Below are 13,931 nucleotides of genomic sequence, written 5' to 3'. Positions count from 1 at the left end.
GGTTTACATGAATGGACCCGCAGGTAGAATGGCGCCCCTTTCCTTTTTGCCCCGAGCGGACTCCATGGCGTTGCCGACCTTACGCATCATCGGCTTTATCATCGGCATCTTCCTGATCACCCTGGCTGTCAGCATGGTGATCCCCATGGCCACCCTGCTGATCTTCGATCGCACCGGCGATCTGCAGTCGTTCCTGTGGTCCAGCCTGATCACCTTCGTCGCCGGCCTGGCGCTGGTGCTGGCGCGCCACCCCGACCACGTGAACCTGCGCCCCCGCGACATGTACCTGCTGACGGTCAGCAGCTGGCTGCTGGTGTGCCTGTTCGCCGCCCTGCCCTTCATGCTTACCGAGCACATGAGCTTCACCGACGCCATTTTCGAAAGCATGTCGGGCATCACCGCCACCGGTTCCACCGTGCTCAGCGGCCTGGACACCATGTCGCCGGGCATCCTGATGTGGCGCTCGCTGCTGCACTGGCTGGGTGGTATCGGCTTCATCGGCATGGCGGTGGCGATCCTGCCGCTGCTGCGCGTGGGCGGCATGCGCCTGTTCCAGACCGAAAGTTCGGACCGCTCGGAAAAGGTGATGCCACGTTCGCACATGGTGGCCAAGTCCATCGTGCTGGTGTACGTGGGCATCACGGTGCTGGGCAGCCTGGCATTCTGGTGGGCGGGCATGAACCTGTTCGATGCCATCAACCATGCCATGTCGGCGATCTCCACCGGCGGTTTCTCCACTTCCGACCTGTCTTTGGCCAAATGGTCGCAACCGGCCGTGCACTGGGTGGCCGTGGTGGTGATGATCCTTGGCAGCCTGCCGTTCACCCTGTACGTGGCCACCCTGCGCGGCAACCGGCGGGCGCTGATCAAGGATGAGCAAGTGCAGGGGTTTCTCGGCCTGCTGCTGGTGACCTGGCTGGTGATGACCACCTGGTACTGGTGGACCACGCAGTTGCCCTTCTTGGACGCCTTGCGCCATGTGGCCCTGAACGTCACCTCCGTGGTCACCACCACCGGCTTCGCCCTGGGTGACTACAGCCTGTGGGGCAATTTTGCCTTGATGCTGTTCTTCTACCTGGGCTTCATCGGCGGCTGTTCGGGCTCCACCGCCGGTGGCGTGAAGATCTTCCGGTTCCAGGTGGCTTACATCCTGCTCAAGGCCAGCCTTAACCAGCTGATTCACCCGCGCGCCGTGATCCGCCAGAAGTACAACGGCCACCGCCTGGACGAGGACATCGTGCGTTCGATCCTGACGTTCTCGTTCTTCTTCGCCATCACCATCAGCGGCATTGCCCTGGCGTTGTCACTGCTGGGGCTGGACTGGATGACCGCGCTCACCGGTGCCGCCAGCACCGTGTCCGGCGTGGGCCCGGGCCTGGGCGAGACCATCGGCCCGGCCGGCAACTTCTCGACCCTGCCGGATGCGGCGAAGTGGATTTTGTCCGGCGGCATGTTGCTGGGCCGCCTGGAGATCATCACGGTGCTGGTGCTGTGCATGCCGGCGTTCTGGCGTCACTGACCTCGACCAGCTCGGTGCCCAGCAGGCGCGCCCGGTATTCGCCGGGGGTGGTGTCAAACCAGCGGCGGAAGGCGCGGAAGAAGTTGCTGGGGTCGGCAAAGCCCAACAGGTAGGCCGCTTCGAGCAACGTCATGCCGGGCTGGGCCAGGTACTGCTCGGCCAGTTCCCGACGGGTGTCGTCCAGCAAGGCCTGGAAGCTGGTGCCTTCGTCCTGCAGACGCCGCTGCAAGGTGCGCTGGGACAGGTGCAGCACCTGGGCCACTGCCTCGCGCTTGGGTTCGCCCTGGGGCAACAGGCGGCACAGCACCTGGCGCGCCTGGTGGGTCACGCGGCTTTCGGAAAACCGAGCCAGGTATTCGCCGGCAAAACGATCGTGCAGCGCGGCCATGGCTTCGTTGGCGGTGGCCAGGGGCGCCTCCATGTCGGCACGTTCGAAAATCAGCGCGTCATAGGGGGAGTCGAACGCCAGCGGCGCATGGAAAGCCCGCTGATACGGCGCCGGGTCATCGGGCTCACAGCCCTGGATCAGCACCTTGCGCGGCTGCAGCGTACGCCCGCTCAACCAGCTGCACAGCGACAAGGCACAGGCCAGCGAGGCTTCGGCGCTTTGGCGGGTGGGCGGCAGGTGGTCGCCATGCACGGTCACGATCAGCCCGTAACCCTCGGGCAGCAATTTGAAACTGACGTCGGCGCTTTCGGCGATGATGCGCTGGTAGCGCACCAGCCGCTCGAAGCCCTCGGCCAGGGTGCGGCTGGACATCAGCGCATAGCCCACCACATGGAATGACGCCGGGCGCACGACACGCACCATGTTCAGACCAATCGATTGGTTACCCGACAGTTCCACAGCCAGGGTCCACAGCCGCGTCATTGAATCCTGGGTGAAGCGTGCGTCCGGGTCGTCCAGGGCGGCGAAATCCAGCCCCAGCTGGGCAAACAGCGCCCGGCAATCCAGCCCTTCAATTTCCAGCGCCTTGACTATGCCCCCGGCCCAACTGGCCGACGTGGTCCGTTCGCTCATGCCTGTACACTCCGTTACATGCTGTGGCGATTGCGTCAAAAGATACAAATCTGGCGCCAATAGTCACTGGCCTGCCTTGCCGTTCACTCTAGACTTAAATAGGGTGCCACGTCGTCCCATTGATCGCCGCCGAGACTGCCGCCGTGACCAAGACAGAATCGTTCACCAGCTTTCGCGATTTTTACCCTTATTACCTGGCCGAGCACAGCAACAGCACCTGTCGGCGCCTGCATTTCGTCGGCACCAGCCTGGTCATCGCTCTGGTAGCCTGGATTGTGGCCAGTGGCAGTTGGATGCTGTTGATCGCCCTGCCGGTGGCCGGCTACAGCTTTGCCTGGATCGGGCATTTCTTTTTCGAGAAGAACCGCCCGGCCACCTTTCAGCATCCGCTGTACAGCCTGATGGGCGATTTCGTGATGTACCGCGACATGCTGGTGGGCAAGGTCGGCTTCTGATAGGCAACCCTGTAGCAGCGGCCGCCAGGCCGCGTCACAGGCGCTGCGGTCTATCTGATGCGCCGCGTGCTCCAGACGCAGCCTGCGGCAGCTGCTACAGAGCCGGGGTGCACCATCAGGCGGTGGGCAGGGACTCGGTGGTTTGACGGCGTGCCTCGGCCGCTTGGGCATCCGCCAGGCGATACAACTCGATGTGCCCATCCCAATGCTCGATCAGCGCCGTGCACGACTCCACCCAGTCGCCGCAATTGAGGTATTCCACCTCGCCCACCTTGCGAATCTCGGCATGATGAATATGCCCGCACACCACGCCATGGAAACCGCGCTTGACGCATTCGTGGGCGATGGCTTCCTCAAAGTCACTGATGAAGCTGACTGCCGTCTTGACCTTGTGTTTCAGGTACGCCGACAGCGACCAGTAGCCATAGCCGTAACGCGCCCGCCAGTGGTTGAGCCAGCGGTTCAACGTGAGGGTGAATTCGTAGGCCGAATCACCCAGGAAGGCCAGCCAGCGGTGATAACGGGTAATGACGTCGAACTGGTCGCCATGGATCACCAGCAGGCGACGGCCATCGGCGGTGACGTGCTCGGCCTGGTCCACCAGCTGGATATTGCCCAGCACCAGCTTGGAATAGCGGCGCAGGAACTCATCGTGGTTACCGGTGACGTAGATCACTTCGGTCCCCCGCTTGCTCATGGTCAACAGGCGACGGATGACGTTGGTGTGGGCCTGGGGCCAATACATGCCGCCGCGCAGTTTCCAGCCATCGATGATGTCGCCCACCAGGTAAATGCGATCGGCCTGGTAGCCCTTGAGGAAACGTGACAGGTGCTCGGCCTGGCAATCGCGGGTGCCCAGGTGTACGTCGGAGATCCACAGGGTGCGCACGCGCTGCTTGCCGTTGGACTTGGGGAACTGGGCGCTGGTCATTGGGCAGGCCTCCGTCAGGGTTTGCACAAGCTTGCTGACATGCCATGAAATGACCATGACACTCATGCAACAATGCTGTGACAACCGACCGTAGCCGCAGCCGGCAGGCTGCGCTGGCCCCTGTCTACACTGGAGATCTTCAGCGTGGAGCACGGCCAGCGCCGCCTTCGGCAGCGGCTACAGGAATAGGGATATCCCATGAATCATCGCTCTGCCCTTCTGGCGCTGCATTTCGGCGCCTTGTTTTTCGGTCTGGCCGGGGTGTTCGGGAAGTTGGCCAATGCCAGTGCGGTGGTCATCGTGCTGGGGCGAGCCGCGTTTGCGGTGGCGGCGCTGATGGTATTCCTGGGCCTGGCCCGGCGCTGGCAACGGTTGCAGGCCTCGGACTGGGGGCGTCTGCTGGGCGCCGGGGTGCTGCTGACGGCTCACTGGGTCACCTTCTTCATAGCGGTGAAAATGGCCGGGGTCGCCGTGGCCACCCTGGGTTTCGCCAGCTTTCCGGCGTTCACCGTGCTGCTTGAAGGGCTGGTGTTCCGCGAGCGTATCCGCCGCAACGAGATCCTGCTGGTGGTGTTGGTCAGCATCGGCCTGGTGCTGGTCACGCCCACCTTCGACCCGGCGAGCCAGGCCACCGGCGGCCTGCTATGGGCGATTTTCTCGGGGCTGACGTTTGCAGTGCTGTCGCTGGTCAATCGGGCCAGTGGCAATCGCGTGCCGCCGGTACAGGCGGCCCTGTGTCAGAACGCCGTGGTTGCCCTGTGCCTGCTGCCCGTGGCCTGGCCGCAGCTGCCGGCGGTCAGTGCCATGGACTGGCTGTGGATTGGCCTGTTGGGGGTGTTCTGCACGGGCCTGGCGCACAGCCTGTTCGTGGCCAGCCTTGCGGTGATCAAGGCGCGTACGGCGGCCGTGGTGTTTGCCCTGGAGCCGGTCTACGGGATTGCTTTTGCCTGGGCGATCTTCAGTGAAACGCCGACGCTGCGGATGTTGCTAGGTGGGTTGTTGATACTCGCCGCCATCATCCTGTCCACCCGCAAACCCGTAGCCGCTGCCGAAGGCTGCGCTGGCCCTGTGGCGCACTGAAGATGTGCAGTGTACTGAGGGGCCCGCGCAGCCTGGCGGCAGTGGCTACAGGGCCCAGGTGATGAGGATGACCATTTCCAGCAGCTCCAGCAGCGCGCCGGCGGTGTCGCCGGTGGTGCCGCCCAGGCGGCGGATCATCTGGCGGCGCAGGTAGTAGAAGGTCAGCAGCGTGGCGGCCAGCACCATCAGCGCTTCGCTGGCGGCCAGCATGACGCAGGCCACCGCACTGAGCAGCAATACGCCGCGCCCGGCCGCGCGCGGCAAATGATCGGCCAGCGCCTGGCCGAGGCCACCTGCACGCACATACGGGGTGCACAGGAACAACCCCAGCAACGACGCCCGGCCCAGCAAGGGCGCGATCAGCAGCACCTGGGCATGGCCGCTCTGCACCACCGCCAGCAGCGCACAGAACTTGAGCAGCAACACCAGCACCAGGGTGACCACGGCAATCGGCCCGCTACGCGGGTCCTTCATGATTTCCAGGGTGCGGGCGCGGTCACCGAAGCCGCCCAGCCAGGCATCGGCGCTGTCCGCCAGGCCGTCCAGGTGCAGGCCGCCGCTGAGCAGTACCCAAGCCGCCAGCAACAAGGCGGCATGCAGCAGTTCCGGGCTGCCAGCCAGCAGCAGGTTCAACACCCACAGCAGCGCGCCGAACAGCAGGCCCACCAGCGGGTAGCACAGCAGCGAGCGCACCATGGCCTGGGGCGGCGGCATGCCCGCCAGGCGCACGGGCAGACTGCTGAGGAATTGCAGGGCAATCCAGAACGGCAGCATGGCTCAGGCTCCTTCGTGCAGTTGACCGTCGGCCGCCACCGTCAGGGAGAACAGGCTGCCATTGCCCGCCTCCACCGACAGCAGCTGTTCACGCGGTAAACCCCGCGCACGCGCCAACAGCAGGCGCATCACGCCGCCGTGGCTGATTACCAGCAAACGCTCCCCCGCATGGGCTGCGTGCAAACGTTCGATGGCGGCCAGCACCCGGGCGCTGAAATCCAGTACGGGTTCGCCGTTAGGCGGGGTAAAGCCGTACGGGTCGGACCAGAACAGGCCTAGCCCGCGCTCGTCGGTCTTCATCAGCTCGGAGGCGCTCTGCCCTTCCCAGTCGCCGAAATGCAGTTCCTGCAGGTCCGGCGCCAGGCTCAACGGCAGGTGCAGGCTGGCCGCCAATTGCTCGGCGAACAGTCGGCAGCGCTGCAGTGGCGAGCTGATGATGCGGTCCCACGGGCCGCCTCCGACCACGGCATCGCGCATCTGCTGCCAACCGTGCTCGGTCAATGCATCGTCGAGGCTGCCGCGCAGGCCGCCACCCAATTCGGTTTCGCCGTGGCGCAACAGGTCCAGCGTCAGGCTCATTCGGCGCGATCCGCCACGGCCGCTTCGGCGAACGTCGCCATCTGCCCGTGCAGGTCACAGGCCAGGCGCAGCAACGGCACGGCCAGCGCCGCCCCGCTGGCTTCGCCCAGACGCAGGCCCAGGTCCAGCAGCGGTTGCGCGTCCAGCGCCGCCAACACATGGCGATGGCCCGGCTCGGCGCCCTTGTGGCCGAACAGCAGCCAATCGCGGCACGAAGGGTTCAGACGCGTGGCGACCAAGGCGGCGACGGTGCAGATGTAGCCGTCGACCAGCACCGCGATGCCGGCCTGGGCAGCGGCCAGATAGGCACCCACCAGCGCCACCACTTCGAAACCGCCGAAGCACAGCAGACGTTCCAACGGATCGGCCGCGAGGCCGGCATGGGTCTGCAACGCACGCTGAATGACCTGCGCCTTATGGCTCACGCCAGCCGCATCCAGGCCCGTGCCCGGGCCGGCCAGGTCGGTGATCGGGCAGTCCAGCAAGGCGCAGGCCAGGGCCGCTGCCGAGCTGGTGTTGCCGATGCCCATCTCGCCACCGATGAACAGTTGCGTGCCGGCGGCCAGCGCACGCTGCACGCTGTCGCGGCCCACTTGCAGGGCCTGCTCGCCCTGGGCGCGGGTCATCGCCGGCTCCACGGCAAAGTTGCGCGTGCCGGCGCCAACGCGCTCGTGACGCACGCCCGGCAGGTTGTCCACGGCACTGGCGGTGCCCAGGTCGACCACTTCCAGCTGCGCGCCCAACTGCCGCGCCAGCACGCTGATAGCCGCCCCGCCGTTGACGAAGTTGAGCAGCATCTGCCAGGTGACTTCCTGGGGATATGGCGACACGCCCTCGGCGACGATGCCGTGGTCACCGGCGAAGATGCTGATCCAGACCTTGTCCACCGCAGGCTTGAGGCGTTTCTGCAGACCGGCCAGCTGTACCGCCACGTCTTCCAGCGGGCCCAGGGAGCCGGCCGGCTTGGTCAGTTGGCGTTGGCGTTCCTGGGCCTGTTGCAGCACCAGGGTGTCGATGGGCTGGCACGGTTGCAGCCACCAGGAATTGCTCATGCGTCGGATCCTTTCAGGGTAAGGGGCAGGCCGGCCACGGTCAGCGTCACGCGCTGGCATCGTTCGGCCAGGGCCTGGTGCAACAAGCCCGCCTCGTCGACATAGCGACGGGTCAGTTCGCCCAGGGGCACCACGCCCAGGCCGGTCTCGTTGCTGACAAAAATGATTTCACCCGGCAGGTCGGCCAGGCAGTGCAACAGCGCCTCGCGCTCCAGCGCCAGGCGTGCGGGGTCTTCCTGCATCAGCAGGTTGGTCAGCCACAGGGTCAGGCAGTCCACCAGCAGGCAGCGATCGGCGGCGGCCTGTTCGCGCAGCACGCGCGCCAGTTCCAGTGGCTCTTCCACCAGGCCCCAGTGGGCCGGGCGGCGCTGACGGTGCAGTTGCACCCGTTCGTTCATTTCGCCGTCCAGCGGCTGGCTGGTGGCGATGTAGGTCACGGCCAGGCCGCTGTCGCTGGCACGCTGTTCGGCCAGGCGGCTCTTGCCCGAGCGGGCACCGCCCAGAATCAGTTGCAGCATGGGGCGGTGTCCTTTTGCAGCCCGCACAGTTGGCGCAGGCGATCGGTGTTCAGGTGCTTTTCGACCAGGTCGGCCAGGCGCTCGATGTCGACTTCGCGCAGGGCGTGGTAATCCACGTCCTGCACGTCTTCAAGACCGGCCCAGCGCAGCAGGGCGCTGCTGGACGTGGGGGCTTCGAACAGCCCGTGCAGATAAGTGCCCATCACCTGCCCGTCAGCGCTGATGGCGCCATCGGTGCGGCCGTCGTCCAGATGCACCAGCGGCTGCTGCAGCGCCGGGCCGCGGGTGACCCCGGCGTGAATTTCATAGCCCACCACGTCGGCCTCTTCCAGGCTCAGCCGGCCTTGAACATTGCGCAGCTGCTTTTCGCTTTCCAGGGTGGTTTCGAAATCCAGCAGGCCCAGGCCTGGGCTTGAACCGGCAGGCCCTTCCAGGCCGAGCGGGTCATGCACCTGCTTGCCAAGCATCTGCAGGCCGCCGCAGATGCCCACCAGCTTGCCCCCGTAGCGCAGGTGACGGCCGATGGCGGCTTCCCAGCCCTGGGCCCGCAGGTAGGCCAGGTCGCTGCGCACGCTCTTGGAGCCCGGCAGGATGATCAGGTCGGCCGGCGGGATGCTGTCGCCCGGGCCGATGAATTGCAGGTCTACCTGGGGGTGCAGGCGCAAGGGGTCGAAGTCGGTGTGGTTGCTGATGCGCGGCAGCACCGGCACGATCACTTTCAGCACCTGCGCGGCCTTGTCGGCCTGGCGACGGTCCAGGCCGTCCTCGGCTTCCAGGTGCAGGTCGAGCACGTAGGGCAGCACGCCGATCACCGGTTTGCCGGTGCGTGCTTCCAACCAGTCCAGACCCGGTTGCAGCAAGGCCAGGTCACCGCGAAAACGGTTGATGATGAACCCCTGCACCCGCGCCTGTTCGCTGGGCGACAGCAATTCCAGGGTGCCCACCAGGTGGGCAAAGACGCCACCGCGATTGATGTCGGCGATCAGCAGCACCGGGCAATCCACCGCCTCGGCGAAGCCCATGTTGGCGATGTCGCCGGCACGCAGGTTGATCTCGGCCGGCGAACCCGCGCCCTCCACCATCACCACCGGGTACTGCTCGCTCAAGCGCTTATGCGAAGCCAGCACGGCCTGCATGGCGATGGCCTTGTAGTCGTGATAGGCCACGGCGTTCATGGTGGTGACCGCGCGGCCGTGGATGATCACCTGGGCGCCGGTGTCGCTGTTGGGCTTGAGCAGCACCGGGTTCATGTCGGTGTGCGGCGCCAGGTACGCAGCCTGGGCCTGCACGGCCTGGGCGCGGCCAATTTCGCCGCCGTCGGCGGTGACGGCGCTGTTGAGCGCCATGTTCTGCGGCTTGAATGGCACCACGGCCACGCCCTGGCGGGTCAGCCAGCGGCACAGGGCGGTCACCAGGGTGCTCTTGCCGGCATCGGACGTGGTGCCTTGCACCATCACTGTACTCACGCGGTCTCCTTGGTGAAGGCCTGGAGCGCCTGCTCCAGGCGCAACCAGTCGGGTTCTTCCGGCGGCAGGCCGAAGCGCACGCTGCTGGTGTTGACGAACAGGCGCACCAGAATGCCGCGCTGGCCGAGGAATTCGTGCAACGCGGCGGCCTTGTCGGTGACCAGCCACTGGAACAACGCGCAGCCGCCGTGGGGCGCCAGTTCGAAGCGTGCCAGCAGGTTGGCCAGGCGCAGGCTGCTCAGCTCGCTGCGCGCGATCATCTGCTGATGGCCATCGGTGTCGAGCAGGCACGCCTGGCCGAGGATGCGCGTGGGCCCGCTCACAGCCCAGGGGCCCACTTGCTCGGCCAGCAATTGCAGGAAGCGCGGCTGCGCCAGCACGAAGCCCAGGCGCACGCCGGCCAGGCCGAAGAACTTGCCGAACGAGCGCAGCACGATCAGGCCTGGACGCTCCACGTGGGGCGCCAGGCTCTGCGCCGGGGTGTTGTCCATGAAGGCTTCGTCCACCACCAGCCAGCCGCCGCGCTGGGCCAGGCGCGCGTGCCATTCCAGCAGGCGCTCGGGGGGCAGCAGGCGGCCGGTGGGGTTGTTGGGGTTGACCACCACCAGCACGTCGAGGCTGTCGAGGAAGAAGTCCACCTCACTTTCGCTGACCTCGCGCACCAGGTGTCCGGCGCGGCGCCAGGCCTCGGCGTGCTCGGCGTAACAGGGCGACAGCACGCCGATCTTGCCGCCACGGCGCAGGCGCGGCAGCAACTGGATGGCGCACTGCGAGCCCGGCACCGGCAGCACCTGATTGACGCCGTAGTAGGCGCAGGCGGCCGCTTCCAGGCCGTCATCGGTTTCCGGCAGGCGCGCCCAGGCACGCTCGGGGATCGGCGGGATCGGCCAAGGCCAGGGCGCCAGGCCCGTGGACAGATCCAGCCAGTCGGCCAGGGGAATATCGTAGTGCTGCGCCGCCTTGCGCAGCCGTCCGCCATGCTCAAGCATAGAATTGCCCTCCCACGCACAGAATCAGCAGCCACAGCCACACGCCGCGCTGCACCAGTTGCCAGCCGCGATCGATGGACTCGGCATCGGCGGCAGGGCCTTCGCCCAGGGTCGGGCGTTCGTGCAGCTCCCCATGATAGATCGCCGGGCCGCCCAGCTCGACGCCCAGGGCGCCGGCACCGGCGGCCATCACCGGCCCGGCGTTGGGGCTGTCCCACTTCGGCGCCTGTTGGCGCCAGCAGCGCAGGGCCAGGCGGGTCTTGCCCAACAGCGCATAGGTCAGGGCCACCAGCCGTGCTGGAATATAGTTGAGCACGTCATCGATGCGCGCTGCCGCCCAGCCGAAACGTTCGAAGCGTTCGTTGCGGTAACCCCACATGGCGTCCAGGGTGTTGCTCAGGCGGTACAGCACAACGCCCGGCGCACCGGCCACGACAAACCAGAACAGCGCGGCGAACACCGCGTCGCTGCCGTTTTCCAGCACCGATTCGGTGGCAGCGCGCGCCACCGCAGTGCTGTCCAGTTCGCTGGTCTGGCGGCTGACCAGATAACCCACGCGGGTGCGCGCGGTGTCCAGGTCATCGCTGCGCAGCGCCTGGGCCACCGGCGCCACGTGCTCGCCCAGGCTGCGCAGGCCCAAGGCACAGTACAGCGCCAGGATCTCGACCACGGTGCCCAGGTACGGCAGCCACGACAGCAGCGTGGCCACCAGGGTCAGCGGGATCACGGCCAGGAACCAGGCCGTTACCCCATGGCTGCGCCAGCCCCGGCCGCCGCTGTTGAAGCGGCGTTCCAGGCGGTCGGCCAGGCGCCCGAAGGCCACCAGCGGGTGACGGCTTTTGGGCTCGCCCAGCAAGGCGTCCAGCGCCACCCCGGCGACGGTGACCAAGGCCACGCTCATGGTTTCACTCCCCAATGGTTTTCATACAGCATGTCGCTGAGCGGCTTTTCCTCGGCCCAGCCTTCCATCACCAGCATGGGCGACGGGTAGAACTCGCTGACCGGGCCCAGGCACAGCACGGCCATGGGCTTGGCGCCGGCGGGCAGGCCCAGCAGGTCGGCCAGGGCCTGGGGGTCGAACAGTGACACCCAGCCCATGCCCAGGCCTTCGGCGCGGGCGGCCAGCCACAGGTTCTGGATAGCGCAGGACAGCGACGCCAGGTCCATTTCCGGCAGGGTGCGACGACCGAAAATATGCCGCTCGCGGTCGTCCATCAGCGCCGCCACCAGCACCTCGGCGCAATCGTTGATGCCCTCGACCTTGAGTTTCATGAACTCGTCCGAACGCTCGCCCAACGCCTCGGCGGTGCTCACCCGCTCCTCTTCCACCAGCGCCTGAATGCGCCCACGCAGGGCGCGGTCACTGATGCGGATGAAGCGCCAGGGTTGCATCAGCCCGACGCTGGGCGCCTGGTGCGCGGCGTGCAGCAACCGGGTCAGCAACTGGGGGGCAACTTCGCCGCCGGCGAAATGGCGCATGTCGCGGCGTTCACCGATGGCTCGGTAGATGGCCGCGCGCTCGGCGGGGGTGTAGGCGTTGTCGTTCATCAAATGTGCGAGGCCCCTTTGGGGCAGAACAGGGCAGCGATGGCCGCCGGGTTGGACGGGAAATAGAAGTGCACGTACGAGGCGGTCAGGCGGCCAATACGGTAGACCGCTTCAGCGCCGCGGCCGCCGTTTGGGCTGGTGCCACGGGCAATCGGGGTCAGCTCGGTGCTGGTCAGCGAGTGATGGTAGGTATGCCCGCGCAGGGTGCCTTCCGGCAGTTCCACGGCTTGCAGGGCCAGGGCCGCCAGGCGTTTCTGCATCACCGCTTCACCGGGCAGCAGGCCGAGCAGATCGGCGCGCAGGCCGTCCACGTCAGTGAGGGCATCAAGCAGATACAGCATGCCGCCGCATTCGGCCAGCAGGGGCTTGTCAGCCGCATGATGGGCACGGATAGCGGCCAGCATCGGCGCATTGCCCGCCAACGCCTGATGGTGCAGTTCGGGGTAGCCGCCGGGCAGGTACAGGCTGTCGCAGGCCGGCAGTTGCTGATCATGGATGGGCGAGAAGAAGCTCAGCTCGGCGCCCATGGCACGCAGCAGGTCCAGGCTGGCGCCGTAGGTGAAGGCGAACGCTTCGTCGCGGGCCACGGCGATGCGCACGCCGGCCAGCAGCGGCTCGGCAGGCACAGGGGTCGGTACCTCGAAGGTCACCGGCGGCGGCAGGGCCACTTCGCAGCTGTCGGCCAACGCTGCAGCGGCAGCGTCCAGGCGCATGTCCAGGTCGTTGAGTTCGCTGGCCTGCACCAGGCCCAGGTGGCGGCTGGGCAGCTCGATGCCGGTTTCGCGGGACAGCGCGCCGTACCAGCGCAGGCCTTCAGTGAGGCTGCCTTCAAGCAGTTGCGCATGGCGCAAGGTGCCAACGCGGTTGGCCAGCACGCCGGCGAACGGCAGGTCGGGCTGGTAGCGCGCCAGGCCCAGGGCCAGGGCGCCGAAGGTCTGGGCCATGGCGGTGCCGTCGATCACGCCCAGCACCGGCACGCCGAAATGCCGCGCCAGGTCGGCGCTGCTCGGGGTGCCGTCGAACAGACCCATCACGCCCTCGATCAGGATCAGGTCAGCCTCCCCCGCTGCTTCCCACAGTAGCCGGCGGCTCTCTTCGGCGCCGACCATCCACAGGTCCAGCTGGTACACCGGTGCGCCGCTGGCCCGTTCCAGAATCATGGGGTCGAGAAAGTCCGGGCCGCACTTGAACACCCGCACCTTGCGCCCCTGGTTGCGGTGCAGGCGTGCAAGCGCCGCGGTGACGGTGGTCTTGCCCTGACCGGAGGCGGGTGCCGCAATCAGCACCGCCGGGCAGTGACGCGGCTGGGTCATAGTTCGATGCCCTTCTGGGCACGGATGCCGGCCTGGAACGCGTGCTTGACCATGCCCATTTCGGTGACGGTGTCGGCCAGTTCGATCAGTTCGTCCTTGGCGCCACGGCCAGTGACTACCACGTGCTGCATCGGCGGGCGCGCCTGCAGGTCGGCCATGACCTGATCCAGGTCGAGGTAGCCGTGCTTGAGGGCGATGTTCAGCTCGTCGAGCACCACCAGGCCGATGGATTCGTCGCGCAGCAACTCACGCGACACCGCCCAGGCGGCTTCGGCCGCGGCGATGTCGCGCTGGCGGTCCTGGGTTTCCCAGGTGAAGCCCTCGCCCATCACGTGGTAGCGCACCTGCTCGGGGAAGCGGCGGAAGAACAGTTCTTCGCCGGTGGCATTGCGGCCCTTGATGAACTGCACCACGCCGCACTGCATGCCGTGGCCCATGGCGCGGGCCAGCATGCCGAAGGCCGAACTGCTTTTGCCCTTGCCGTTGCCGCCCAACACCAGCAGCAACCCGCACTCGTTGGGGGAGTTGGCGATACGCTCGTCGATCACTGCCTTTTTGCGCAGCATGCGCGCCAAATGGCGTTCTTCACGTTCCTGGGATTCACTCATCGCAGCTCTCCGCTACACCTGCACACAGGCGACATCGACGAAAAGCCGCGGCCCGAACGGGCGCAGCACAGACTCGTC

At 66.7% G+C, this 13,931-nt stretch carries 15 protein-coding genes; 3 read left to right on the top strand and 12 right to left on the bottom strand.

Annotation, left to right across the window (positions count from 1 at the left end):
* Window positions 1-64: 64 nt before the first annotated feature.
* Window positions 65-1,519: a TrkH family potassium uptake protein gene (locus ACZ9GA_RS03880; protein WP_457356949.1), complete on the top strand. Its 1,455-nt coding sequence runs from the start codon at window positions 65-67 to the stop codon at window positions 1,517-1,519.
* On the opposite strand, the gene ACZ9GA_RS03875 is transcribed toward ACZ9GA_RS03880, so the two are convergent.
* Window positions 1,476-2,540, bottom strand: a complete 1,065-nt coding sequence (locus tag ACZ9GA_RS03875) for an AraC family transcriptional regulator (protein ID WP_457356950.1) — start codon at window positions 2,538-2,540, stop codon at window positions 1,476-1,478. The two genes, ACZ9GA_RS03880 and ACZ9GA_RS03875, sit on opposite strands and share 44 nt — an antisense overlap.
* Window positions 2,541-2,683: 143 nt before the next feature.
* On the opposite strand from ACZ9GA_RS03875, the gene ACZ9GA_RS03870 reads away from it, so the two are divergent.
* Window positions 2,684-2,995, top strand: coding sequence for an Mpo1-like protein (locus ACZ9GA_RS03870; protein ID WP_457356951.1), 312 nt, complete (start codon window positions 2,684-2,686; stop codon window positions 2,993-2,995).
* A gap of 115 nt (window positions 2,996-3,110) precedes the next feature.
* Here ACZ9GA_RS03870 and ACZ9GA_RS03865 read toward each other — a convergent pair whose 3' ends face one another.
* Complete coding sequence (locus tag ACZ9GA_RS03865) at window positions 3,111-3,926, bottom strand: UDP-2,3-diacylglucosamine diphosphatase (protein ID WP_457356952.1); 816 nt, start codon at window positions 3,924-3,926, stop codon at window positions 3,111-3,113.
* 198 nt (window positions 3,927-4,124) lie between these two features.
* On the opposite strand from ACZ9GA_RS03865, the gene ACZ9GA_RS03860 reads away from it, so the two are divergent.
* Window positions 4,125-5,006 carry a DMT family transporter gene (locus ACZ9GA_RS03860; RefSeq protein ID WP_457356953.1) on the top strand — a complete coding sequence of 294 codons (882 nt, stop codon included), beginning with the start codon at window positions 4,125-4,127 and terminating at the stop codon, window positions 5,004-5,006.
* Between the two features lie 45 nt (window positions 5,007-5,051).
* On the opposite strand, the gene ACZ9GA_RS03855 is transcribed toward ACZ9GA_RS03860, so the two are convergent.
* From ACZ9GA_RS03855 to cobO, 10 genes are read right to left on the bottom strand one after another with little or no spacing between them, the layout of a single operon-like run.
* Window positions 5,052-5,780, bottom strand: a complete 729-nt coding sequence (locus tag ACZ9GA_RS03855; protein WP_457356954.1) for an adenosylcobinamide-GDP ribazoletransferase — start codon at window positions 5,778-5,780, stop codon at window positions 5,052-5,054.
* Between the two features lie 3 nt (window positions 5,781-5,783).
* On the bottom strand, window positions 5,784-6,359 hold the full coding sequence (gene cobC / locus ACZ9GA_RS03850; protein ID WP_457356955.1) for an alpha-ribazole phosphatase family protein: 576 nt from the start codon (window positions 6,357-6,359) through the stop codon (window positions 5,784-5,786).
* Window positions 6,356-7,411 (bottom strand): nicotinate-nucleotide--dimethylbenzimidazole phosphoribosyltransferase, encoded by a 1,056-nt coding sequence (gene cobT / locus ACZ9GA_RS03845; protein ID WP_457356957.1) that lies wholly within the window; start codon window positions 7,409-7,411, stop codon window positions 6,356-6,358. The genes cobC and cobT overlap by 4 nt, the downstream gene beginning before the upstream one ends.
* Window positions 7,408-7,929 (bottom strand): bifunctional adenosylcobinamide kinase/adenosylcobinamide-phosphate guanylyltransferase, encoded by a 522-nt coding sequence (gene cobU / locus ACZ9GA_RS03840; RefSeq protein WP_457356959.1) that lies wholly within the window; start codon window positions 7,927-7,929, stop codon window positions 7,408-7,410. Before cobU ends, cobT begins: the two co-directional genes overlap by 4 nt.
* Complete coding sequence (locus tag ACZ9GA_RS03835) at window positions 7,917-9,383, bottom strand: cobyric acid synthase (RefSeq protein WP_457363581.1); 1,467 nt, start codon at window positions 9,381-9,383, stop codon at window positions 7,917-7,919. The genes cobU and ACZ9GA_RS03835 overlap by 13 nt, the downstream gene beginning before the upstream one ends.
* 8 nt (window positions 9,384-9,391) lie before the next feature.
* A complete protein-coding gene (gene cobD, locus ACZ9GA_RS03830; protein ID WP_457356961.1) occupies window positions 9,392-10,384 on the bottom strand; it encodes a threonine-phosphate decarboxylase CobD in 993 nt (330 codons plus the stop codon).
* Window positions 10,377-11,285 (bottom strand): adenosylcobinamide-phosphate synthase CbiB, encoded by a 909-nt coding sequence (gene cbiB, locus ACZ9GA_RS03825; protein WP_457356963.1) that lies wholly within the window; start codon window positions 11,283-11,285, stop codon window positions 10,377-10,379. The genes cobD and cbiB overlap by 8 nt, the downstream gene beginning before the upstream one ends.
* The gene (bluB, locus tag ACZ9GA_RS03820) at window positions 11,282-11,932 is read right to left on the bottom strand and encodes a 5,6-dimethylbenzimidazole synthase (RefSeq protein WP_457356964.1); all 651 of its coding nucleotides are present in this window, start codon (window positions 11,930-11,932) and stop codon (window positions 11,282-11,284) included. The genes cbiB and bluB overlap by 4 nt, the downstream gene beginning before the upstream one ends.
* Window positions 11,932-13,245, bottom strand: coding sequence for a cobyrinate a,c-diamide synthase (locus tag ACZ9GA_RS03815; protein ID WP_457356965.1), 1,314 nt, complete (start codon window positions 13,243-13,245; stop codon window positions 11,932-11,934). The genes bluB and ACZ9GA_RS03815 overlap by 1 nt, the downstream gene beginning before the upstream one ends.
* Window positions 13,242-13,853, bottom strand: coding sequence for a cob(I)yrinic acid a,c-diamide adenosyltransferase (gene cobO / locus ACZ9GA_RS03810; RefSeq protein ID WP_457356967.1), 612 nt, complete (start codon window positions 13,851-13,853; stop codon window positions 13,242-13,244). Before cobO ends, ACZ9GA_RS03815 begins: the two co-directional genes overlap by 4 nt.
* Between the last annotated feature and the right edge of the window lie 78 nt (window positions 13,854-13,931).

It is taken from the genome of Pseudomonas sp. TE3644, assembly GCF_056278815.1.
The sequence above is the reverse complement of the archived record's forward strand: the minus strand, read 5'-3'. Positions and strand labels throughout refer to the sequence as shown.